At 59.4% G+C, this 21,963-nt stretch carries 21 protein-coding genes; 14 read left to right on the forward strand and 7 right to left on the reverse strand.

Annotated elements, in window-relative coordinates; translation table 11 throughout:
- Window positions 1-59: 59 nt before the first annotated feature.
- The 3 genes from AACY02_RS07140 to AACY02_RS07150 form a co-directional block, all read right to left on the reverse strand.
- Entirely contained in the window at window positions 60-1,400 is a 1,341-nt protein-coding gene (locus AACY02_RS07140; RefSeq protein WP_339431342.1) for a hypothetical protein, read from the reverse strand.
- Window positions 1,401-2,439: 1,039 nt separating this feature from the next.
- Window positions 2,440-3,756, reverse strand: a complete 1,317-nt coding sequence (locus AACY02_RS07145; protein WP_339431343.1) for a bifunctional DedA family/phosphatase PAP2 family protein — start codon at window positions 3,754-3,756, stop codon at window positions 2,440-2,442.
- A gap of 81 nt (window positions 3,757-3,837) precedes the next feature.
- Window positions 3,838-4,536 carry a DNA-3-methyladenine glycosylase gene (locus AACY02_RS07150; protein ID WP_339431344.1) on the reverse strand — a complete coding sequence of 233 codons (699 nt, stop codon included), beginning with the start codon at window positions 4,534-4,536 and terminating at the stop codon, window positions 3,838-3,840.
- A gap of 177 nt (window positions 4,537-4,713) precedes the next feature.
- Between AACY02_RS07150 and AACY02_RS07155 the strand changes: the two genes are divergently transcribed.
- The 13 genes from AACY02_RS07155 (at window position 4,714) to AACY02_RS07215 (ending at window position 17,245) form a co-directional block, all read left to right on the forward strand.
- Window positions 4,714-5,985, forward strand: coding sequence for a glutamate-5-semialdehyde dehydrogenase (locus tag AACY02_RS07155; RefSeq protein ID WP_339431345.1), 1,272 nt, complete (start codon window positions 4,714-4,716; stop codon window positions 5,983-5,985).
- Window positions 5,954-6,676, forward strand: a complete 723-nt coding sequence (gene nadD / locus AACY02_RS07160; RefSeq protein ID WP_339431346.1) for a nicotinate-nucleotide adenylyltransferase — start codon at window positions 5,954-5,956, stop codon at window positions 6,674-6,676. Before AACY02_RS07155 ends, nadD begins: the two co-directional genes overlap by 32 nt.
- A 72-nt stretch (window positions 6,677-6,748) precedes the next feature.
- Window positions 6,749-7,243: a ribosome silencing factor gene (gene rsfS / locus AACY02_RS07165; RefSeq protein ID WP_187678819.1), complete on the forward strand. Its 495-nt coding sequence runs from the start codon at window positions 6,749-6,751 to the stop codon at window positions 7,241-7,243.
- A gap of 9 nt (window positions 7,244-7,252) precedes the next feature.
- On the forward strand, window positions 7,253-7,720 hold the full coding sequence (gene rlmH, locus AACY02_RS07170) for a 23S rRNA (pseudouridine(1915)-N(3))-methyltransferase RlmH (RefSeq protein WP_339431347.1): 468 nt from the start codon (window positions 7,253-7,255) through the stop codon (window positions 7,718-7,720).
- Window positions 7,721-7,730: 10 nt separating this feature from the next.
- A complete protein-coding gene (gene mrdA, locus AACY02_RS07175) occupies window positions 7,731-9,626 on the forward strand; it encodes a penicillin-binding protein 2 (protein WP_339431348.1) in 1,896 nt (631 codons plus the stop codon).
- Between the two features lie 31 nt (window positions 9,627-9,657).
- Window positions 9,658-10,761, forward strand: coding sequence for a rod shape-determining protein RodA (gene rodA / locus AACY02_RS07180; RefSeq protein WP_221730279.1), 1,104 nt, complete (start codon window positions 9,658-9,660; stop codon window positions 10,759-10,761).
- 17 nt (window positions 10,762-10,778) lie between these two features.
- Window positions 10,779-11,789 (forward strand): lytic murein transglycosylase B, encoded by a 1,011-nt coding sequence (gene mltB, locus AACY02_RS07185; RefSeq protein ID WP_339431349.1) that lies wholly within the window; start codon window positions 10,779-10,781, stop codon window positions 11,787-11,789.
- On the forward strand, window positions 11,789-12,799 hold the full coding sequence (locus AACY02_RS07190; protein ID WP_339431350.1) for a septal ring lytic transglycosylase RlpA family protein: 1,011 nt from the start codon (window positions 11,789-11,791) through the stop codon (window positions 12,797-12,799). Before mltB ends, AACY02_RS07190 begins: the two co-directional genes overlap by 1 nt.
- Window positions 12,800-12,984: 185 nt before the next feature.
- Complete coding sequence (locus tag AACY02_RS07195; RefSeq protein WP_221730187.1) at window positions 12,985-14,142, forward strand: D-alanyl-D-alanine carboxypeptidase family protein; 1,158 nt, start codon at window positions 12,985-12,987, stop codon at window positions 14,140-14,142.
- A gap of 80 nt (window positions 14,143-14,222) precedes the next feature.
- Window positions 14,223-14,498, forward strand: coding sequence for a DUF493 domain-containing protein (locus tag AACY02_RS07200; RefSeq protein WP_221730186.1), 276 nt, complete (start codon window positions 14,223-14,225; stop codon window positions 14,496-14,498).
- Window positions 14,498-15,145, forward strand: coding sequence for a lipoyl(octanoyl) transferase LipB (gene lipB / locus AACY02_RS07205; RefSeq protein WP_038361904.1), 648 nt, complete (start codon window positions 14,498-14,500; stop codon window positions 15,143-15,145). The genes AACY02_RS07200 and lipB overlap by 1 nt, the downstream gene beginning before the upstream one ends.
- 25 nt (window positions 15,146-15,170) lie before the next feature.
- On the forward strand, window positions 15,171-16,169 hold the full coding sequence (gene lipA / locus AACY02_RS07210) for a lipoyl synthase (protein ID WP_167394918.1): 999 nt from the start codon (window positions 15,171-15,173) through the stop codon (window positions 16,167-16,169).
- A 125-nt stretch (window positions 16,170-16,294) separates the two neighbouring features.
- Complete coding sequence (locus AACY02_RS07215; protein ID WP_339431351.1) at window positions 16,295-17,245, forward strand: S66 peptidase family protein; 951 nt, start codon at window positions 16,295-16,297, stop codon at window positions 17,243-17,245.
- A gap of 134 nt (window positions 17,246-17,379) precedes the next feature.
- Here the strand turns inward: AACY02_RS07215 and AACY02_RS07220 are convergent, their stop codons facing one another.
- Complete coding sequence (locus AACY02_RS07220) at window positions 17,380-18,702, reverse strand: lytic murein transglycosylase (protein WP_339431352.1); 1,323 nt, start codon at window positions 18,700-18,702, stop codon at window positions 17,380-17,382.
- Window positions 18,703-18,958: 256 nt separating this feature from the next.
- Here AACY02_RS07220 and AACY02_RS07225 point away from each other — a divergent pair, with 256 nt between their 5' ends.
- Window positions 18,959-19,891 carry a hypothetical protein gene (locus AACY02_RS07225; protein WP_339431353.1) on the forward strand — a complete coding sequence of 311 codons (933 nt, stop codon included), beginning with the start codon at window positions 18,959-18,961 and terminating at the stop codon, window positions 19,889-19,891.
- 9 nt (window positions 19,892-19,900) lie between these two features.
- On the opposite strand, the gene arfA is transcribed toward AACY02_RS07225, so the two are convergent.
- From arfA to AACY02_RS07240, 3 genes are all read right to left on the reverse strand, one after another.
- A complete protein-coding gene (gene arfA, locus AACY02_RS07230) occupies window positions 19,901-20,065 on the reverse strand; it encodes an alternative ribosome rescue factor ArfA (protein WP_003228536.1) in 165 nt (54 codons plus the stop codon).
- Between the two features lie 200 nt (window positions 20,066-20,265).
- Complete coding sequence (holA, locus tag AACY02_RS07235) at window positions 20,266-21,303, reverse strand: DNA polymerase III subunit delta (protein ID WP_339431354.1); 1,038 nt, start codon at window positions 21,301-21,303, stop codon at window positions 20,266-20,268.
- Between the two features lie 39 nt (window positions 21,304-21,342).
- Window positions 21,343-21,948, reverse strand: a complete 606-nt coding sequence (locus AACY02_RS07240; protein WP_221730181.1) for an LPS-assembly lipoprotein LptE — start codon at window positions 21,946-21,948, stop codon at window positions 21,343-21,345.
- Window positions 21,949-21,963 lie beyond the last annotated feature (15 nt).

Raw genomic sequence — 21,963 nt, forward strand, 5'->3', positions numbered from 1 at the left:
AGCGATGACGTCCGGTTTCCGTACCGGTGTGCCGCTGAACTTGCATGACTGATGATTTGTCAGGTGCCCGTGACTCCGGGCCAGGTGATGTCATGACCGAACTCGTTTTTGTTGCCCGACAGTCTAAGTATCGGCAGGCCAGCCGCCTCGACCTTGTCGATCAGTTGGTCATATTCCGGGTAATTGCGGTGACCCGCATGGGTGGCCGCTTCGATGCGCTCGGCATGTGTACCTGCTTGTAGCGTGATGTCCTCGACCTTGGCGCCCTTGGTCAGTGTCGAGTTCAACAGCCAGATACGGTCTGCCTCAAGCCCGCTTCTGGTGACCGAAATCAAACCCTCGAAATCGTCGGAAGGAAACCAGGTCGGAGGCGTCAGGCGGGCCGCGGAGTTGAACAGGTAATTTTCTTCATGCGGGACAACTTCCAGATTGCGGGTGTCCAGGGCATACAGAAACATTTCCTTTTGCCGCGTTCGGATGGGCTCGTAATCGCGCTCGTAATCCCAGGCAATCGGGCTATCGGCCTCGGACCAGTCTGACGAGTCGGCGTTTTCTATGTCGCTGGCGTCACTGGCATGACTGTCCGAGTCGCTGGCGTCGGCGTCCCGTCCCGGGTACTTGTTGGTCTGGCTGTTGAACTGCAAGTACTCGGGATCGGGCGCGCTGGCGTACATCTGGCCTTCTTTCAGGCTGAAGGTCGCGCTCATCGGCTTGTGAGTCGTAGCGCCGGGTTCGTGGTGGTAACGAGGCAGCATGGTGTCGTCATTGGCCAGTTCGAACGGCGTACGCTCGTCGCCCCGAAAGAGCGCTGGAATGTCGGTCCGGTACAGGCAGTTGTACTTGTTGCGCAGATAACCCATTTTGCTCAAGAGTGCTTCGCGCAGTTCGAATGTCATGCTGGTCTCGGGGTTGTACCAGTCGTGACGTGCGTTGCGTTTGAGATTCAACTCCTCGACGGCATCGCGGCTCAGTTGATCGAGTCGTTGGGGATTGTTGATGTCTTCGGTCAGGCGTTTGTGCGCCAGCGCCCATTGGGGCATTGTCAGCTCGGTCTGCAGGTGTCGCTGCAAACGGATCAATTGGCTCGGCAGCAGGTTGAACGATTGCAGGAACGTCTCGCGTTGCGTGAGGTTCGAGTCCGGCAGCATCCAGCGCAGGCCGTTGCGCAGTAAGTCTGTCACCGGGTTTTTGGCAGGGCGAGGCTCGGCCCATTGCGCAGGTCTTCCGCTGGACTGGGCTTGAGCCCTGAAACGCACGATGTCCTGACCTTCAATCCCGTAGACCTCCCATAGCTGGTGATCGGTCCATTGCTTCAAGTGCGTGGGGTGTGAGCCGAAACCGTTGGCGGGCGGGTCGACCTGAACCCAATTGGCGAACTGATCCCTGAATGCAAAAAGCATGTTGGAGTCCTTCGAACCGAAGACGGGCCTTAGTTCGTAATAACCCTGCGAATCCGGAGAGCGTCCTGTTGGCGAGTATCGGCTTTGATCAATGTATGTGGGTGTGTCGAGTGGGCGAGGTCTTTTGGCGGTGGACATCAGATCAGGCCGCTCGCTGGTTGGCGGAGCGGGCCTTTTGGGCAAGGCGATGTTTTGCGTCTGACGCTCAGGGCTGACCACGGGACGTTCGCTGACCTGTTGTGTCAGCCGCCAGGTGGGGAGTCCGTCGTTTTTATAGAGGAGGGGACCCGACGGTGTTCGCTCTGTCAGAAACTTGCCGCGATAGTTACCGAACTCGTCAAGGGCGACATGCATGGTTTGCAAAGTGCCCTCGTATTCCACGTCGACAAACCTGCGCCCGACGACCCAGCGAAAACCTTCTGCATCCGCGGGTTTCATGCCGCGCAGAAAATTTTCTGAAAGCCAGTAGTCACTCACGGAGCCGTCGTTTTTGCGGGGGGCAAAGCCTTGCCGCGGCGCGGGAGTGACTTCAACAGCAGGCTGCCGGGAAAGATCGGTGCCTGTGACAGGTTTTATAGATGAATTCGTAGGATTCGGTGAATCAGTGAGCCCGGCTCTATAGGGTACAAAAGGATCGAAAATTACGTCGGGGCGTTGTGATGCAGGCGTCATTGGATCTGGCGCTTTTACGTTTGATGTTGGGGGTTTTCGAGGTAACTTCGGACTCATGAACTACTCAGTACTGGATATATGAAAATATCGTGTCGTTTTTATTGATAAAAAATGCGGGTGGTTGTTGGTGAATAAGTTGCTGAGTCGAATTTAACTGAATTCCACAGATATGAAAGGCGCCACGGCCTTGCTCTCAAGCAAAATATGTAACTTTGATTGTTGGATTCGAAGTATGACGCTGTTCTTGCGCTGTGAATCAAGAATATTTACTTGGCGTCGGTAAGTTGGAGTAGGGGGATAACACTGCTCTCGTCGGAAGTTTCCTTAAAGAGCAGTGCGGAGGGCGTGATAGTTGTAAATCGATTTATTAGTAGGCGTAGCGCAACAGTGTATGTGGCAAATGACGCAGTACGAAAAAACCGAACAGTGTCACCATGGCCGGCAGAATCAGCCACCAGACTTTTACCGGCATTGCATTGAGCGGTAATTTGCGTTGGCTCAGCCACAGGCTCGCCGCACACACGCCAGCGGCCAGCATGGCGCCGGCGAGAATATCCGTCGGCCAGTGCGCTCCCAGATAGACGCGCGACAGAGCAATTGCCAAGGCCGGAATGCAGGCGATCATCAGCCACGTCAGGCGCATGCGTGACGGCTGCCCGCGTCCGGCGAGGACGGCCAGAGCCAGGAACAAGGCGAACGATCCCGAGGCGTGGCCGCTGGGCATGCTGTAACTGGTAAGCGGGTCGGTCAGCACGTCCGGGCGTACCCGGGCGAAAAGCTGTTTGGTCGCGGTGTTGGCCAGGGCGGTGCAGAGAAGGGTGCTGCCGACGAAAATCGCCTGACGCCACTGCCGACAAAGCAACAGCAGGACGGTCAGCAGGATGCTGAACATCAGCATGTTGCGGAACTCGCCGATCAGGGTGAGCGTGACCGCGACTTCATCCAGCACGGGTTGACGATGCTCCTGCACCAGCGTCATCACGCCTTGGTCGAGGGCTGTCAGGTGCGGATAGCCGATGAACAGGCCGATCAGAATCAACAGGTTCATGCTGCTGATCCAGATCGTTGCGCGGCGATGCCGGCGCAGGCTGCTGTTCACACTGAGGCCGACCACGGCTGCGATACAGCCGGCGACAATCCCGGCCTCAAGCCAGAACCCTTCGGGCAATGGCAGGCGGATCGCTGCTCCGGTGGCCCAGCCTGGCAGCAGGTAGGCCAGACTCCAGCCGGCGGCGGCCAGAAGGCTGACGGCGGCGAAGCGCGGGAAGGGCATGTCGCACATCCCGGCGACCATCGGCAGCATGGGCCGCAACGGGCCGATGAAGCGTCCGACCAGCAGGCTGGCGATGCCGTAGCGCTGAAAATAGGTTTCGGCGCCGGCCATCCATTCCGGGTGATGGCGCAGTCCGGGCAGTCGCCGGATGTTCTGATGAAAGTGTCGGCCGAGGAAGTACGAAACCAGATCACCGAATATCCCGCCGAGGAAACCCAGCAACAGGGTTTCGCTCAACGACAGCGCGCCGCTGCCGGCCAGCACGGTCACGGCAAACAGCAACACCGTGCCGGGCACGATCAGCCCGACAATCGCCAGGCATTCGGCAAAGGCAACAATGAACACCGCTGCGGCCAGCCACTGTGGATTGGCCGCCAGCCAACCGGTCACGCTATCGAGCCATGGGCCCATACAGACAAACTCCATCAAATCTTCAAATAGCCCATGGGGCGCTTAACCTTCAACGGCACACCGCTCAATGCGGGAGCGTGTTCAGGGCAATACAAAATAATCCCGGCCTTCGACCTGACCCCGTCGCAGCGGGTTGAGCGTGCACCATTGCGCATAGGTCGCGTCGACGAAACGGTACATCAGGTGTTCGTCACGGCCATGGGGAATGCCCAGTCTCGTGGTTTGAATAACGTGCGAGGGCGCAGGCCCCGTGTCCTCAACGAGCAGCAACTGATGATCGAAACGCTTGGCGTCCCACACCGGCACCTTCAATCCCAGCGCTTTGCACAGCAACGTCTGTCCGGCGCAGAGCTTTTGCGACGGTCGCGCCTGACCTTGAGCATCAGGGTTGTTCAGCAGCATCTGCGCCAGACTCGCCGGGCCACTGATCTCATCGACCCACGGATAGGCCGACTTGATCAACACCGCATTGCCCGGCCCTTGCGCGCTGAAGTTCAGCGAATCGCCGCCGCGTGCGTAATACATATAAATGTGCCCGCCATCCAGAAACAAAGCCTTACGCTTTTCTGTGTAGCCGAGCGATGCATGACTGCCTTTTTCCGCGCAGTAATACGCTTCGGTTTCGATGATGCGCGCGCTGAGCCACAAATCAGCAACGCGATGGCGGATGACTTTGCCGAGCAGATCCTTGGCCAGTGTTTGGGCATCGCGGTCGAAAAAAGCGTCCGGGAGTCCCTGCAGCAGGTGTCCGGCGCGGGTGCGAACGGTCTGGTTGGGCATGGCAGGCGATATTTATCCAGGCGGAGGAGGTCGTGATGATAACAATCCAAGGCTTAATTACGCCTGAACATCGGCCAATCACTGTTCATTTCGACCATCCGCCCGTCACCGCTGTTAGTCCCGGGATGCGACAGCTATAATCTGCCGCTTTCCTCTTCGCCAAGACCCCAGCAGACCATGACTGAGTCCGTTCTTGACTACATGACCCGATTGGGTCGCGCCGCCCGCGAGGCTTCCCGGGTCATCGGCCGTGCCAGCACCGCGCAGAAAAACCGCGCCCTGCAGGCTGCTGCCAATGCTTTGGACGCCGCACGCGCCGAGCTGGCGGCAGCCAACGAACAGGATCTGGCTGCCGGTCGCGCCAATGGTCTGGAGCCCGCATTGCTGGAGCGCCTGGAACTCACCCCGGCGCGCATTGACGGCATGATCGTCGGCCTGCGTCAGGTTGCCGCGCTGCCAGACCCGGTCGGCGCCATCCGTGACATGAGCTTTCGCCCGTCGGGCATTCAGGTCGGCAAGATGCGCGTGCCGCTGGGCGTGATCGGGATCATCTACGAATCACGCCCCAACGTGACCATCGATGCCGCCAGTCTGTGCCTGAAATCGGGTAATGCGACCATTTTGCGCGGTGGCTCCGAAGCGATTCATTCCAACCGTGCGATTGCCGCATGCATCCAGCGTGGTCTGGCCGAGGCGCAATTGCCGGCAGCGGTGGTGCAAGTGGTCGAAACCACTGACCGTGCCGCTGTTGGCGCGATGATCACCATGCCCGAGTACGTCGACGTGATCGTGCCGCGCGGCGGCCGTGGTCTGATCGAACGCATCAGTCGCGATGCTCGCGTGCCGGTGATCAAGCATCTGGACGGCATCTGCCACGTCTATGTCAGCGAACACGCCGACCTGGACAAAGCCCAGCGCATCGCCTTCAATGCCAAGACCTATCGGTATGGCATTTGCGGCGCGATGGAGACCTTGCTGGTCGATCAAACCGTTGCCAAGGATTTCCTGCCATCGATGGCTGCCCAGTTCCGCGAAAAAGGCGTCGAACTGCGTGGTTGCGAGTGCACCCGGGCGATCATCGACGCCGTGCCGGCCAGTGAAGACGACTGGAACACCGAGTATCTGGCGCCAATCCTGTCGATCCGTGTGGTCGACGGTCTCGATCAGGCCATTGAACACATCAACCATTACGGCTCCCATCACACCGACTCGATCGTCAGCGAAAACCTCGCAGACACGCGGCGGTTTGTGGCTGAAGTCGATTCGGCGTCGGTGATGATCAACACGCCGACCTGCTTCGCCGATGGATTTGAATACGGATTGGGTGCCGAGATCGGCATTTCTACTGATAAGCTGCACGCCCGCGGCCCGGTGGGTCTTGAGGGGCTGACCTGCGAGAAGTACATCGTGGTCGGTGATGGCCAGTTACGCGGCCAGGCGACGGTCTGACTTGGCCGACCTCGACCTGACAGCGACGCCATCGGGCAGCGAGCCCCGCCCACTGCGCATTGGCATATTGGGCGGCACCTTCGATCCGGTGCACATTGGCCATTTGCGCGGCGCGCTGGAAGTGGCCGAAACGCTGGCACTGGATGAGTTGCGTCTGACGCCGAGCGCGCGACCGCCGCATCGCGATACACCGCAGGTGTCGGCGCAGGATCGCTTGGCGATGGTCGAGTGCGCGGTGGCCGGAGTGCCACCGCTGGTGGTGGACGCCCGCGAATTGCAGCGGGACAAACCGTCCTGGACCATTGATACCCTGGAGTTGATGCGTGCCGAAATGGCCGCCGAGACCCAGGTTTTTCTGCTTTTGGGCTGGGACGCATTTTGCGGCCTGCCCACTTGGCATCGCTGGGAAGAGTTGCTCCAGCATTGCCACATCCTGGTGCTACAGCGCCCGGACGCCGACAGCGAACCGCCGGATGCCTTGCGCAACCTGCTGGCAGCGCGTTCGGTGAGCGACCCGCTGGCCCTGAAAGGGCCGAGCGGACAGATTGCATTCGTCTGGCAGACACCGCTCGCGGTTTCCGCCACCCAGATCCGTCAACTGCTGGCCAGCGGTAAGTCGGTACGTTTCCTGGTGCCCGACGCGGTCCTGGCCTACATCGATGCGCACGGTCTTTACCGTGCGTCGAACTGAACAAGGCGTGCTTCACTGATACGGATCACCGTGTCGCCAAGCCGCCGAATACATGAGCAAAACGAGTTTTATATGACTGACAAAGACCAAACCAAAGTAAAGCGCAAAGGCACATTCAAGAGCGCCCCGCTGCCAGAGCCGGTCAACACCAACGAGCCGCTGAAAGGTGACGACCTGGTCAAGCTGGCCGTGGCTGCACTGGAAGACGTCAAGGCGCAAGATATCCAGATCATCGATGTTCGCGACAAGCAGAGCATCACTGACTACATGATCATCGCCACCGGTACTTCCAATCGCCAGATCAACGCGATGCTGGATAAGGTTCGCGAAGAAGTCAAAAAGCAGGGCGCCAAGCCGCTGGGCGAAGAAGGCAAGGGCGACAGCGACTGGGTGCTGCTCGACCTGGACCTGGTGATCGTGCACATGATGACCGCCTCGGCGCGTCAGTTCTACGACCTGGAACGCCTGTGGGCCGGTGCCGAGCAAAGCCGCGCGGCCGACGCCAAACACCACAGCCCGGAAAACACCCACGAGCATTTCACCAAGCTCAACAAAGACCAGCTCTAAGGGATCGCTGTGCGACTGCGACTGATCGCCGTCGGTTCACGCATGCCCAAGTGGGTGGAAGAAGGCTGGCATGAATATGCCAAGCGTCTTCCGTCCGAGCTGGCGCTGGAACTGGTGGAAATACCGCTCAATACCCGTGGCAAGAATGCTGACGTGGCTCGTTTCATCCGCCAGGAAGGCGAAGCCATGCTGGCCAAGGTCGGGCAGAACGAGCGGATCGTCACGCTGGAAGTCCACGGCAAACCCTGGAGTACCGAGCAACTGGCGGTCGAACTCGACCGTTGGCGGCTGGATTCGCGCACGGTCAATTTCATGGTTGGTGGCCCGGAAGGGCTGGCGCCGCAAGTCTGTGCTCGTGCCGATCAACGCTGGTCGTTGTCACCGCTGACGCTGCCGCATCCGCTGGTGCGGATTCTGATCGGCGAACAGTTGTACCGTGCCTGGACCGTGCTGTCCGGTCACCCTTACCACAAGTAAGCCTGCCCTCATGTCTCAGCCGATCCGCATCAAGGACCACGAAAAAGACGCACGCCTGGTGCGTAGCCGCGTCATATTCGGGGCCGTTGTGGTGGTGGCGCTGATCTGTGTGCTAATCGCACGGCTTTATTTCTTGCAGGTGATCCAGTACGAGTACCACTCGACCCTCTCGGAGAACAACCGCGTCCATGTGCAGCCGATCCCGCCGACGCGTGGGCTGATTTTCGACCGCAATGGCGTCGTGGTGGCCGACAACCGGCCAAGCTTCAGTCTGAGCATGACCCGCGAGCGCTCCGGCGACTGGCAGCAAGTGCTCGACGTGATCGTCGAAGTGCTAGGGCTGACGCCCGAAGACCGGGTGATCTTCGAGAAGCGCATGCGTCAGGGGCGTCGGCCGTTCGAGCCGGTACCGATCCTGTTCGAATTGACGGAGGAGCAGATCGCCCGCATCGCCGTGAACCAGTTCCGTCTGCCGGGCGTGGAAGTGATTGCGCAACTGGTCCGTCACTACCCGCAGGGCGCGCATTTTGCGCACTCGGTGGGTTACATGGGGCGGATCAACGAGAAAGAACTCAAAAGCCTCGACCCGGTCAACTACAGCGGCACCCATCACATCGGCAAGACCGGCATCGAGCGTTTCTACGAGCCGGAGTTACACGGTCAGGTGGGTTACGAGGAAGTCGAGACCAACGCCCGTGGCCGCGTCTTGCGTGTGCTCAAGCGGACCGATCCGATTCCCGGCAAGGACATCGTTCTGAGCCTGGACATCAAGTTGCAGGAAGCGGCCGAGGCGGCATTGGGCGGACGTCGCGGTGCGGTGGTCGCGCTCGATCCGAGAACTGGCGAAGTGCTGGCGATGGTCAGTCAGCCGAGTTTTGACCCGAACCTGTTCGTGACCGGGATCAGCTTCAAGGCATACGCCGAGTTGCGTGATTCCATTGACCGGCCTCTGTTCAACCGCGTGCTGCGCGGTCTGTACCCGCCGGGCTCGACGATCAAACCGGCGGTGGCGATTGCCGGCCTCGATTCAGGGGTTGTGACGGCGTCGAGCCGGGTGTTCGACCCGGGTTACTACATGCTGCCCAACTACGATCACAAATACCGCAACTGGAACCGCACCGGTGACGGCTTCGTCGACCTCGACACAGCGATCATGCGGTCCAACGACACCTACTTCTATGACTTGGCCCATAAGCTGGGCATTGATCGGCTGTCGGCTTACATGAACAAGTTCGGCATCGGCAAGAAGGTCTCGCTGGACATGTTCGAAGAATCCCCAGGCCTGATGCCTTCGCGTGAGTGGAAGCGGGCGACACGCAAGCAGGCGTGGTTCCCGGGCGAGACGCTGATCCTGGGGATCGGCCAGGGCTATATGCAAGCGACGCCGCTTCAGTTGGCCCAAGCCACGGCGCTGGTAGCGAACAAAGGCGTGTGGAACCGGCCGCACCTGGCCAAAACCCTCGAAGGGGTGAAACCGGTGGACGAAAACCCGATGCCGGACATTATCCTGCGTGACCCGTCGGACTGGAACAAGGTCAACCACGGCATGCAGCAGGTGATGCACGGTGCCCGGGGCACCGCGCGCAAAGCGGCAATCGGTGCGCAATACCGGATCGCCGGCAAATCGGGTACCGCTCAGGTGGTCGCGATCAAGCAGGGCGAGAAGTACGACCGCTCCAAGGTTCAGGAGCGCCATCGCGACCACGCGTTGTTCGTCGGTTTCGCCCCGGCCGACGATCCACGAATCGTCGTGTCGGTGATGGTTGAGAACGGTGAGTCCGGCTCCGGTGTTGCCGCGCCCGTCGTGCGTCAGGTCATGGACGCCTGGTTGCTGGATCAGGACGGACATTTGAAGGCCGAATACGCCAGTCCAATCAGTGCGGAGGCTACGGCCCGTGATGAATAACTTTGATCGCATGCTCTCCAGCGAGGATGTGATGCGTCGCCGCGCGACGTTGCTGCAAAAACTGCATATCGATGGCCCTTTGTTGATCCTGTTGCTGATTCTCGCCGCCGGCAGCCTGTTCGTGCTGTATTCGGCCAGCGGCAAGAACTGGGATCTGCTGGCCAAACAGGCCACTTCGTTCGGCATCGGTCTGGTGTCGATGATCGTCATCGCCCAGTTCGAACCGCGCTTCATGGCCCGTTGGGTGCCGCTCGGCTATGTGATCGGGGTGGTGTTGCTGATGGTGGTGGACATCATGGGCCACAACGCCATGGGCGCGACACGCTGGATCAACATTCCCGGGGTGATCCGCTTCCAGCCCTCCGAGTTCATGAAAATCCTCATGCCGGCGACCATCGCCTGGTATCTGTCGAAACGGACATTGCCGCCACAACTCAAGCATGTCGGCATCAGTTTGATGCTGATCGGTGTGCCGTTCATTCTGATCGTGCGTCAGCCGGACCTCGGTACTTCGCTGCTGATTCTGGCGGGCGGAGCGTTCGTGCTGTTCATGGGCGGGTTGCGCTGGCGCTGGATTCTCAGCGTATTGGCCGCCGCCGTACCCGTGGCGGTCGCCATGTGGTTTTTCATCATGCACGACTACCAGAAGCAACGAATCCTGACGTTCCTTGACCCGGAAAGCGATCCGCTCGGTACGGGCTGGAACATCATTCAGTCGAAAGCGGCGATCGGTTCCGGCGGCGTGTTCGGCAAGGGATGGCTGCTCGGCACCCAATCGCATCTGGACTTCCTGCCTGAAAGTCACACCGACTTCATCATTGCAGTACTTGGCGAAGAGTTCGGCCTGGTGGGCATTTGCGTGCTGCTGCTGATCTATCTTTTGTTGATTGGCCGGGGGCTGGTGATCACGGCACAGGCACAAACATTGTTCGGCAAATTGCTCGCCGGTGCATTGACCATGACGTTTTTTGTTTACGTTTTCGTCAACATCGGTATGGTCAGTGGCCTGTTACCGGTTGTAGGGGTGCCGTTGCCGTTCATTAGCTACGGAGGAACTTCGCTGGTGACATTGCTGTCAGCGTTTGGGGTTTTGATGTCGATCCATACCCATCGCAAGTGGATCGCGCAGGTTTGAATAAGGTGAAGATTTCAATGCAAGTAATGCGTGGCTGGGCGACTCGATGCGCGCCGTGGGTTGGCCTGGTAGGCATCCTCGGTAGCGTGCAGGACGCGCTGGCCGGCGAATACGAAGGCTCGCCGCAGGTGGCCGAATTCGTCGGTGAAATGACCCGCGACTACGGCTTTGCCGGTGAGCAACTGATGGGTGTGTTTCGCGAGGCGCAGCGCAAGCAGTCGATTCTCGACGCCATCTCCCGTCCCGCCGAGCGAGTCAAACAATGGAAAGAATACCGTCCGATGTTCATCACGGACGCACGTATCGCCCGTGGTGTCGACTTCTGGCGTCAGCATGAGGCGACGCTGGCCCGTACCGAACAGGAGTACGGCGTGCCGGCACAAGTCATCGTGTCGATCATTGGTGTTGAAACCTTTTTCGGACGTAATACCGGTAATTTCCGGGTGATCGACGCCTTGTCCACGCTCGGATTCGACTATCCTCCCCGTGCCGAATTTTTCCGCAAGGAACTGCGTGAGTTCCTGCTGCTGGCGCGTGAAGAGCAGGTCGATCCATTGACCCTGAAAGGCTCTTACGCAGGCGCCATGGGCCTGCCGCAGTTCATGCCGAGCAGCTTTCGCGCCTATGCGGTGGATTTCGACGGTGACGGTCACATCAATATCTGGACCAATCCGGATGATGCGATCGGCAGCGTCGCGAGTTATTTCAAGCGTCACGGTTGGGTCGCTGGCGAGCCAGTGGTCAGCCGTGCAGACGTACGTGGCGAGCAGGTCGATGAAGGCCTGACCACCGGTATCGAGCCGACGAAAACCGTTGGGGAGTTGCGAGCGCTGGGCTGGTCGAGTCATGATGCGCTGCGCGATGACATGCCAGTCACTGCATTTCGTCTCGAAGGCGAAAACGGCCCTGAATACTGGATGGGCCTGAAGAATTTTTACGCGATCACGCGTTATAACCGCAGCGTGATGTACGCCATGGCCGTACATCAACTGTCTGAACAGCTGGTAAAAGCACGGGGCGTCAAGTAATGCGGGCATTGCCTATCAACAAACCCCTGAAACTGGTGGCATTCACTGCGTTGGCGGTGCTGGTCGCCAGTTGTTCGACCAGCCGTTCACCGACTCAAAAGACATCGTCTACCGCTGTGCGCGCGCAGCCGGGTCTGGATATCAACCGGGCGCACAAAGACGGCGCGCCTTGGTGGGACGTCGATGTCTCGCGCATCCCGGATGCCACGCCGACCCTGCACACCGGCCCGTACAAGGCCAACCCTTACACGGTGCTGGGAAAAACCTATTTCCCGTTGCAAGAATCGAAGTCGTATGTCGCTTCTGGCACAGCGTCCTGGTATGGCACCAAGTTCCATGGCCAGAACACCGCCAACGGCGAGGTCTATGACCTGTACGGCATGAGTGCCGCCCACAAGACCTTGCCACTGCCAAGTTACGTTCGGGTGACCAATCTGGACAACAACAAGAGCGTGATTCTGCGGGTCAACGACCGCGGCCCGTTCTACTCCGACCGCATCATCGATTTGTCCTACGCTGCCGCCAAGAAGCTGGGGTACGCCGAAATCGGCACCGCGCGGGTCAAGGTCGAAGGCATTGATCCGCAACAATGGTGGGCTGCCAAGGGCCGTCCGGCACCTTTGATGCTCAACGAGCCGCAAGTCGCGCAAAATAGCGCCCCGGTGATCACGGCCTCGGCCGGCACCGTTGAGCAATGGACGCCGCCGGTGCAGCAACACGCCGCGGCCGTCGTGCCGGTTCAGCTCGATGCAAAAAAAAACGCTTCTGCACCAGCATCTGGCCAGTATCTGCAGGTGGGCGCGTTCGCCAACCCGGACGCTGCAGAGCTCCTGAGGGCGAAGCTCAGCGGGATGGTGAGCGCTCCGGTTTTCATCAGTTCGATCGTGCGCAATCAGCAGACCCTGCACCGGGTACGTCTGGGGCCGATCGGTTCGCCGGGTGAGATTGCCCAGGTACAGAACAGCGTCCGCCTGGCCAACCTTGGTTCGCCAAGTGTGGTTTCGGAGTAAGCAATACGCAGGACTTGATTGCGATTCACCAGCGATTGGGGGTGAATCAGGTTGTTGGCTCGTCGAAGAATAAAAGCCCGGCAAGGGTGACTGGAGTGAGCAACTGAACACGCGATGGCCCGTTAGAAGGCTGTCTGAATAGTTTTGCCCTAGGGCAAGTTTCCATTAGCGATTTCGAGAGACGGATGAACATCACCACCTTTGCCAAACGCCTGTGTCTGCTAGTCCCGCTGCTCCTCTCGCCCGCCGCCTTTGCGGCCGAGATGATGCCGTCGCCCCCTCAACTGGCCGCCAAAGCCTACGTCCTGATGGACGCCAGCAGCGGCAATGTGCTGGTAGAGAACAACGGTGATCAGCGTCTGCCACCGGCCAGCCTGACCAAACTGATGACGGCATACATCGCTACGCTGGAAATCCGTCGCGGCCAGATCGGTGAAAACGATCCGGTGACCGTCAGCGAAAACGCCTGGCGCACCGGCGGCTCGCGGATGTTCATCAAGGTGGGTTCGCAGGTCACTGTCAGCGACCTGCTGCACGGCATCATCATTCAGTCCGGCAACGACGCCAGTGTGGCGCTGTCCGAGCACATCGCCGGCAGCGAAGACGCCTTCGCCGACCTGATGAACAAAACCGCTTCAGAACTGGGCATGACCAATTCCCACTTCATGAACCCGACCGGTCTGCCGAATCCTGAGCACTATTCGTCGGCTCACGACATGGCGATCCTGGCTCGCGCGATCATCCACGAAGACCCGGCTCACTATGCGATCTATTCGCAGAAAGAGTTCTTCTGGAATGGCATCAAGCAGCCTAACCGCAACCTGCTGCTGTGGCGTGACAAGACCGTTGACGGTCTGAAAACCGGTCACACCGAAGAAGCCGGCTACTGCATGGTGTCCTCGGCTGTACGCGACGGCCAGCGCCTGATCGCCGTGGTGTTCGGCACCAACAGCGAAGTGGCTCGCGCCGCTGAAACCCAGAAGCTGCTGACCTACGGTTTCCGCTTCTTTGAAACCCAGACCTTCTATCAGAAAGGTACTGAACTGGCTCAGGCCCCGGTGTGGAAAGGCACCACCAATCAAGTCAAGGCCGGCCTGGCTGAAGACCTGACCATGACCCTGCCCAAAGGCCAGCTGAAGAAGCTTGCGGCCAGCATGACCATGAACCCGCAACTGACCGCGCCCATCGCCAAGGGCGACGTGATCGGTAAAGTCGAAGTGAAACTGGAAGACAAGGTTGTGCACAGCGCCGACCTGATCGCTCTGGACGCTGTCGAGGAAGGTGGTATCTTCCGCCGCATGTGGGATAGCATCCGTCTATTCTTCTACGGCTTGTTCAACTGATTTAGTGTTGACCTGCATGGCCCTGCTCCGATCCGGTGCGGGGCCATGCGCGTTACCACGGCTTAAGAGGCCGTTACGCCATGACCGATACCGAAGTAAAGGCGCCAAAGATCGAATTTCCCCAGACTGATTACCCGATCAAGGTGATCAGCGACACTGGCGTTGGCAACAAAGACAAGATCATCGCAATCGTCACAAAGCACGCGACCATCAATGATGAGCGTATCGACGAACGTCAAAGCACCAACGGCAAATACACGACTATCCAGTTGCACATCATCGCCACCGGTCAAGAACAGCTGTACGACATTAACAGCGAGTTGCGTGCGACCGGTTTTGTGCACATGGTGCTGTGATGTCTGGCACGCTGGGCTTTCGTGAGCTCGGCCAGATGGCTTACGAGCCGGTCTGGCATGCCATGCAACGCTTTACCAACGAACGCGGCAGCGATGCCGCTGACGAAATCTGGCTGGTCGAGCACCCTCCGGTGTTCACTCAGGGCCAGGCCGGCAAGGCCGAACACTTGTTGCTGCCGGGGGACATCCCGGTGGTGCAGGTCGATCGCGGCGGGCAAGTGACCTATCATGGCCCTGGCCAATTGGTGGCTTACTTGCTGCTGGATGTACGCAAGCTGGGTTTCGGCGTGCGTGATCTGGTGAGTCGCATGGAGCTTTGCCTGATCGAACTGCTGGCCAGCTACGGGGTGACCGCCGCGGCCAAGCCAGACGCTCCCGGCGTGTACGTCGATGGCGCGAAAATCGCTTCTCTGGGTTTGCGGATCCGCCACGGTTGTTCCTTTCATGGCCTGGCTCTGAACGTGGATATGAACCTGGAACCGTTTCGACGGATTAATCCCTGCGGCTATGCCGGGCTGGCGATGACCCAGCTGAGCGATCACGCAGGATCGATTGAATTTGCCGAGGTAAGTGCCCGGCTGCGCGCGCAGCTCGTCAAACACCTCGACTATGCTGAGCAGACGACCCTGACGGGCGGAATCGACTGATATGACTACTGATGCAGTGCAAACCATGATCCCGACGCTCGACGTGACCGAGCGCCCGGCCCCGCGTCCCAAGGTTGAAGCCGGCGTCAAGCTGCGCGGCGCCGAAAAGGTTGCACGCATTCCGGTAAAGATCATTCCAACCACCGAACTGCCGAAGAAGCCTGACTGGATTCGTGTACGCATCCCGGTTTCCCCGGAAGTCGACCGCATCAAGAGCCTGCTGCGCAAACACAAGCTGCACAGTGTCTGCGAAGAAGCATCCTGCCCGAACCTGGGCGAGTGCTTCTCCGGTGGCACCGCGACGTTCATGATCATGGGTGACATCTGCACCCGTCGCTGCCCGTTCTGCGACGTTGGCCACGGTCGTCCGAAACCACTGGACGTCAACGAGCCGCAAAGCCTGGCCATCGCCATCGCCGACCTGAAGCTCAAGTACGTGGTGATCACTTCGGTTGACCGCGACGACCTGCGCGACGGCGGTGCCCAGCACTTTGCCGACTGCATCCGCGAGATCCGCAAGCTGTCGCCGAACGTGCAACTGGAAACCCTGGTCCCTGATTACCGTGGCCGCATGGACGTCGCCCTTGAGATCACTGCAGCCGAGCCGCCGGATGTGTTCAACCACAACCTCGAAACCGTGCCGCGCCTGTACAAGGCCGCACGCCCGGGTTCGGACTACCAGTGGTCGCTGACCCTGCTGCAACGCTTCAAGCAGATGATGCCGCACATCCCGACCAAATCCGGCCTGATGCTGGGCCTGGGCGAAACCGACGAAGAAGTCATCGAAGTCATGAAGCGCATGCGCGAACACGACATCGACATGCTGACCCTGGGCCAGTACCTGCAACCGTCGCGCAGCCACCTGCCGGTGCAGCGTTTCGTGCACCCGGACACCTTCGCCTGGTTCGCCGAAGAAGGTTACAAGATGGGCTTCAAGAACGTTGCGTCGGGTCCGTTGGTGCGGTCTTCGTACCACGCTGACGAGCAGGCGAAGCTGGTCAAGGCTGAGCTGCTGGGTTCCTGATCCGGCGCTGATAGCGTCTAAAAAATACCCGCCTCGGCGGGTATTTTTGTTTGGGCCTGCCGCGCACTCTTTTGTTTGTCTTTGTACCTGACTACTGTGTGTATGAGTTCACAGGGAGACCATGGATGACCGTTCGACCGACCCACACCCTTTTTCCGCATAAACCCGTACCGGCGCTGCCATCCGAAGGGCTGATTGGCGTGATTGCCCCTGCCGGCCCCGGCGCACTGGACACTGACAAGGCTGTGCAGTGGATGCGTGCCCGCGGCTATGCGCTGAAAGTATTTCCCGGTGTCTACGAGAAGGACGGCTATCTGGCCGGCAGCGATGACGTGCGCCTCAACGACCTGCACGCCGCTTTCGCCGATCCTGAAGTCGACGCGATCATCTGCTTGCGCGGCGGCTACGGTACACCGCGCCTGCTGGACCGGATTGATTTCGACCTGTTGGGCCGTCATGCCAAGCCGTTTGTCGGCTACAGCGACATCACCGCACTGCATCTGGCGATCAGCCGCTACGCCGGGTTCGTGACCTTTCACGGGCCGTTGCTCAATGCCGATCTGCTGGGCGACAAGGAGCCGCCGACCGTCACCTCATTCTTCGCCATGCTGCGCGGTCAGTTGAAGGTGGGCAGCGTACTGGGCCACCCGGTGGCCTATCCATTGACCACCGTCGAACCCGGCATCGCTCACGGGCGTTTACTCGGCGGCAATCTGGCGATGATTGCCTCGACGCTGGGCACACCTTACGAAATCGATGTAGAAGGGGTGATTCTGCTGATCGAGGACGTCAACGAACCGCTGTATCGCATCGACCGCTTGCTCACGCAGATGCGCCTGGCCGGCAAGCTGGCCAAATTGCGCGGTGTGCTGGTCGGAGATGTCGCGGGGGTGGATACCGACGCGTTGAACCGCTTGCTCAAGCAGACGTTCGAACCATTGCGGATACCGGTGTTGTCGGGATGGCGCAGCGGGCATTGTGATCCGAACCTGACGCTACCGATGGGGGCTTTGGTGCGGCTGGATGCGGGGAAAAAAGAACTGATGCTGGAGCAGGATGTGGTTGTCCGTCGGTAGATAAGCACCGCCAGTCAATCAGCCTTCGCGAGAAAGCCCGCTCCCACATTCGACCGAATTCGCGCTATGAGAATGCAGTCAAGTGTGGGAGCGGGCTTGCTCGCGAAAGCGATATGCGCCTTGCGAAAATCTGACTACTGGGTACGAAGGCTCTCAAGCAGCTTGTGCGTCGGATACCCGTCCGCCGGCCAGCCAAATGCCTGCTGCGCACTGCGGATCGCCTTGCGGGTATTGGCGCCGATGATCCCGTCCGCCGTACCGGCATCGTAATTGCGCGCACTCAGCAAGCTTTGCAGCTCAACCCGCTCGGTACGGCTCAATGGCAGATCATCTTTTGGCCAGGTGCCGTTGATCAAACCGCCACCACTGAAGCGCTCCGACAACAGGCTGACCGCCAGTGCATAGGACGACGAGTTGTTGTACTTGAGGATCGCCCGGAAGTTATCGAGGATCAGGAATGCCGGGCCACGATAGCCGGCCGGCAGCAGCAGGGCGGCAGACAGTTGTTCGGTACCTGCGGGCACTTGACCACCATTGGGCATGATCACGCCCAGTTGACGCCACTCAGCCACGCTTTTGCGAATGGCACCGTCAGCGAGCGTGTAATTGAAGCTGCCTGGGAGTTGTACTTCGAAGCCCCAAGGTTGGCCGCGCTGCCAGCCGGAGCTTTGCAGGTAATGTGCAGTCGAGGCCAGCGCGTCGGCCGGACTACCCCAGATGTCGCGGCGACCGTCACCGTCGAAATCCACGGCGTGGGTGTTGTAGGTGGTCGGGATGAACTGGGTCTGTCCCATCGCGCCAGCCCATGAACCGAGCATTTTCTCTGGCGTGATATCACCCTGTTGCAGAATCTGCAGGGCGGCGATCAATTGCGCATGGGCAAAGCCCGGCCGACGGCCTTCGTAAGCGAGGGTGGCCAACGAATTGATGACCGACTTGCTGCCCTGGAACTGACCGAAGTTGCTTTCCATCCCCCACACCGACACCAGCGCCTGACGATCCACGCCATAACGCTGTTCGATGCTTTGCAGAATGTCGGCGTACTGGTTGATCAGCGCTTGGCCTTTGCGCACTCGCAGCGGCGACAGCGCGCCGTCCAGGTATTCCCATACGGGGCGTGAGAACTCCGGCTGACTGCGGTCGGCGCGAATAACGCTGGCGTCGAAGCTGACATTGGCAAACGCGCGATCAAACAGATCGGCGCGGATCCCGGCGGCCAGCGCATCCTTGCGGAAACCGGCCTGCCATTCGGCAAAGGTCTGGGTCGGCTGAAGATCGAGAGGGTCGGCGGACGGCACTACCGGCGGGATGATCGCTGGGGCCGTGGCGACAGGGGCGGCTTGAAGAGGTTGGGCGTCGGCGGCGGTGGGTTTTTCCGCGCAGGCGACAAGCAGGATGAAGCTTGTGGCGGCGATCAATTGGCGAACGGGCCAACGACGGGAAAGACTGAAGGGCATGCACAGTTCCAGGGGATACGAATCAGGTGCAGACCTTAACATGCCTGCGGAATGAAGCGGTTATCGGTCAGGTATTTGGACGAGGTCTATTTAGCCGGCTACTCACCATATGCCCTGAATTAGCGGGGCGCAACTGTCATTTCTATCAGCTATTCAGCAGTGTTTTTCCTCGATTCAATAGCCCATGCCGGCAGGATTGTGGTGGTTTGAATTTCTCGATCACTGCCTCTTGACGCACGTTGACGAGGAATTTCATATGAAAGGTAAAGCGCTTTTACTGCTGTTTCTTTTGCTGGCAGGGTGCTCTGTAAAAGGCCCTTCGCAGGAGCCTGTTCAAACTCAGCTGGGCGTACAGACTGCTACAGCGTTAGCCACCAGCGGCCCGGAAGTAGCCTCCGAATTGACGAGGCGTTATAGCGATACCACCACTCTTCGATGTGATGGTGTGGACTCCAGACCTGCCTTTCTTTGCAGTGGTATTTTGCTGCGTGGAACGGCCACTGCAGCCGGCTTTGATGTCTGGGATCCTAGCCCCACCGCTGAAAGGGTGGGAGGTACCTCATTTTCGTTTGTCCGCTCAGACTACAAAATGAAAAGACTGGCCATGAATTACAAGAAAGGACTGATTTTCTATCCTGTTTTGAAAACACCGTCAGGCAAACTCAAGATTGAAGTTCTGTGCTTCTTTCCCGTGGACGGGGATTCTGATCATCGTAGTGATCGGGGTTGTGGCGGGATTTCCGGCTATCCCTCAACCGTTGCCTGCGCTGCCCAAGGCATCAATACCCCTGAAAAATGGGCAGAGAATTACAACAAGCATGCTGTTCCTAGTCACAACAGGGCAGGTGTATGCAGTTTTGATGTCAGAGATTCGGCTAATACGCTGGCGGGCCCCAATTTTGTAAAGGGGATGCAGGCAGGACGTCTGGTGACGCCAAGAGCTTTTGACATACCCAATGACGTGAAAATGACGACATGGGCAAAGGGGCAGGCGAAAGTCTTGCCAATTGAGGCGTTCTTTTACGTGATTGTCGGAAACACATCGGGCTTGGCGGAAGTCCAGAGGGATCAGCGCCGATTCAAAGAGCTCACTGGTGAAACGCTGCCTATTATCAAAGTAACAATGCCGGCAACGCTGGCCGATAGAGTGACGTTTGCGTTTCAGGCGCAAGATCAGGCGGTGAATTGATTATCCGTTTCAAGCAGCCAGAAAGTAAGAAGCCTCCCAGCTGTCAGACTGGAAGGCTTCGCGGCGGTAGCTGCCTTTCCCCTTGGTTGGTCGTTCCTGGCGGCTGCGGAACAGGGGTTGGGCGATAATGGATTTGGCCTTGTTCGGGCCATGTTTCGATGGCTTTTTGCTCATGACGGATCTCTCGGTGGGTGGGTGTTGCGGGGCGAATAATCTGCCGATGTTGGACGTCTGTCCAGTCTCTGTTGTGTAGGAATGTTCTGATGCTTTCGCGAGCAAGCCCGCTCCCACATTCGACCGAATTCGCGCTATGAGAATGCAGTCAAGTGTGGGAGCGGTCTTGCTCGCGAAGGGCCGTTGTGCGGTTGAACGACTTACTCGGCAGGCAACGAAAGGCGCTGACCGGCCATCAACAACGCCAATCGGCTCAGGCTCATCCACGGCGACCCGGCAGCCTGGCCCTTGATCTGCGCATCGATGCGCTGGGCTTCGAGCAACAACTGCGCCCAGCGTTGCGCCGAGTAGCGTTGCAGGGCTTTGCTCATCAAGGGTTTGCGCTTGTCCCAGACCGGCGGTTTCGCCTGGCTGAAGCACTTGTCCAGCGGCGTGCCCTGGCTGTACTGCAGCGAGATATTGGCCAGCAGGCGCAGCTCTCGCGCCAATGCCCAGAGAATCACGGGCGGTTCGACACCTTCACCGCGCAGCCCTTCGAGCATGCGCAAGGCGTGAGCCGGTTCGCCGTTGAGCACGGCGTCGGTCAAGCCAAACACGTCGAAGCGGGCACTGTCCGCGACAGCGGCTTGCACCGTTTCGACGGTGATTTGCCCACCTTCGGCCATCAGTTTGAGCTTTTCGATTTCCTGCGCGGCGGCGAGCAAGTTGCCCTCCACGCGTGCGGCAATCAGTTCGACGGCGTCCTGGCTGGCCGACAATCCGGCCTGAGACAGGCGCTGACGAATCCAGCTCGGCAGTTGATTGGCATCCACTGGCCATATCTGAATGAACTGGGTCTGCTGGCCTTCGACCAGCGCCTTGCCCCACTTGGTCTTCTGCGCGCTGCCATCGAGCTTGGGCAGGCTGATCAGCAGCACGGTGTCTTCAGCGGGACGCGAGCAGTATTCGATGAACGCAGCCGCGCCCTTGTCACCGGGTTTGCCCGACGGCAGGCGCAGTTCCAGCAGGCGCTTTTCAGCGAACAACGACATGCTGGCACCGGCCTGCAACAACGTGCCCCAATCGAAATTGGCGTCGGCGGAAAATACCTGACGTTCGTCAAAACCTTGTTGGCGGGCAGCACGGCGGATGGCATCGGCGGCTTCCTGACACAGCAGCGGGTCATCGCCGCTGATGATGTAGACCGGCGCAAGGGAGCCCTGCAGGTGTTTGCTGAGTTGAGCGGGAGCGAGCTTCATAAGATCGGTCGAACGGGGCGCCTGAGCGCCCCGAACGTCTTACTGCTGCGGTACTTCGAGCGGCGACTGACGCGGGGTCTGCGCTTCAGCCTTTTGCGCCGCTTCGAGCGCGTCGGCTTCTGCCTTGGCCCGGTCATTGGCGGCTTGCTGCAGTTGCTGCAGTTGGTCCGGAGTCAGCTGTTGCAGGCGCAGCATCATGCGCTGAACCAGTTCGCGACGGGTCTCGCGACGGGCGTCGTTGGCTTCCTGATCGGAGCCGACGAGGTTGTTGCCGTCGTGAATGAACACTTTCTGCACTTCAAGCTTGTCGCTCAGCAGCGAAAGGTTTTTGTCACCACGGATGTCGTAGCTCAGGACAGTGCTGACCTGATACTCGCCCGTACGACCGGCACCGGCGTAGCTGAGGATGCGCTGGCTTTCCTGCTCGTCAGCCAGATAGAGCTTGTACGGCGCGCCGCTGTAAACCTTGACGCCGCTGGACTCCAGTACCTGACGCAGTTGCGTGACGGTATCGCCGTAGGCGTTGCGGGCACTCAGGTCGAGTTCCTTGATCGCCAGTTCGTTGGTGCCGGTACCGCGCAGCTGGAAACCACAGGCGCTCAACAGGACGGCGAGGCCCATCACCAGCAGATTGCGTTTGATCATTGTGTTGCTCCCCTT

The organism is Pseudomonas sp. EA_65y_Pfl2_P78, assembly GCF_963970495.1.
Taxonomy (GTDB): Bacteria; Pseudomonadota; Gammaproteobacteria; order Pseudomonadales; family Pseudomonadaceae; genus Aquipseudomonas; species Aquipseudomonas baetica_A.

Bases quoted from the DNA above. Each gene is read 5' to 3' on its own strand.
- AACY02_RS07140 (WP_339431342.1), bottom strand. From the start codon at position 1,400: ATGCTTTTTGCATTCAGGGATCAGTTCGCCAATTGGGTTCAGGTCGAC.
- AACY02_RS07145 (WP_339431343.1), bottom strand. From the start codon at position 3,756: ATGGGCCCATGGCTCGATAGCGTGACCGGTTGGCTGGCGGCCAATCCA.
- AACY02_RS07150 (WP_339431344.1), bottom strand. From the start codon at position 4,536: ATGCCCAACCAGACCGTTCGCACCCGCGCCGGACACCTGCTGCAGGGA.
- AACY02_RS07155 (WP_339431345.1), top strand. From the start codon at position 4,714: ATGACTGAGTCCGTTCTTGACTACATGACCCGATTGGGTCGCGCCGCC.
- nadD (WP_339431346.1), top strand. From the start codon at position 5,954: ATGGCCAGTTACGCGGCCAGGCGACGGTCTGACTTGGCCGACCTCGAC.
- rsfS (WP_187678819.1), top strand. From the start codon at position 6,749: ATGACTGACAAAGACCAAACCAAAGTAAAGCGCAAAGGCACATTCAAG.
- mrdA (WP_339431348.1), top strand. From the start codon at position 7,731: ATGTCTCAGCCGATCCGCATCAAGGACCACGAAAAAGACGCACGCCTG.
- rodA (WP_221730279.1), top strand. From the start codon at position 9,658: ATGCGTCGCCGCGCGACGTTGCTGCAAAAACTGCATATCGATGGCCCT.
- mltB (WP_339431349.1), top strand. From the start codon at position 10,779: ATGCAAGTAATGCGTGGCTGGGCGACTCGATGCGCGCCGTGGGTTGGC.
- AACY02_RS07190 (WP_339431350.1), top strand. From the start codon at position 11,789: ATGCGGGCATTGCCTATCAACAAACCCCTGAAACTGGTGGCATTCACT.
- AACY02_RS07195 (WP_221730187.1), top strand. From the start codon at position 12,985: ATGAACATCACCACCTTTGCCAAACGCCTGTGTCTGCTAGTCCCGCTG.
- AACY02_RS07200 (WP_221730186.1), top strand. From the start codon at position 14,223: ATGACCGATACCGAAGTAAAGGCGCCAAAGATCGAATTTCCCCAGACT.
- lipB (WP_038361904.1), top strand. From the start codon at position 14,498: ATGTCTGGCACGCTGGGCTTTCGTGAGCTCGGCCAGATGGCTTACGAG.
- lipA (WP_167394918.1), top strand. From the start codon at position 15,171: ATGATCCCGACGCTCGACGTGACCGAGCGCCCGGCCCCGCGTCCCAAG.
- AACY02_RS07215 (WP_339431351.1), top strand. From the start codon at position 16,295: ATGACCGTTCGACCGACCCACACCCTTTTTCCGCATAAACCCGTACCG.
- AACY02_RS07220 (WP_339431352.1), bottom strand. From the start codon at position 18,702: ATGCCCTTCAGTCTTTCCCGTCGTTGGCCCGTTCGCCAATTGATCGCC.
- AACY02_RS07225 (WP_339431353.1), top strand. From the start codon at position 18,959: ATGAAAGGTAAAGCGCTTTTACTGCTGTTTCTTTTGCTGGCAGGGTGC.
- arfA (WP_003228536.1), bottom strand. From the start codon at position 20,065: ATGAGCAAAAAGCCATCGAAACATGGCCCGAACAAGGCCAAATCCATT.
- holA (WP_339431354.1), bottom strand. From the start codon at position 21,303: ATGAAGCTCGCTCCCGCTCAACTCAGCAAACACCTGCAGGGCTCCCTT.
- AACY02_RS07240 (WP_221730181.1), bottom strand. From the start codon at position 21,948: ATGATCAAACGCAATCTGCTGGTGATGGGCCTCGCCGTCCTGTTGAGC.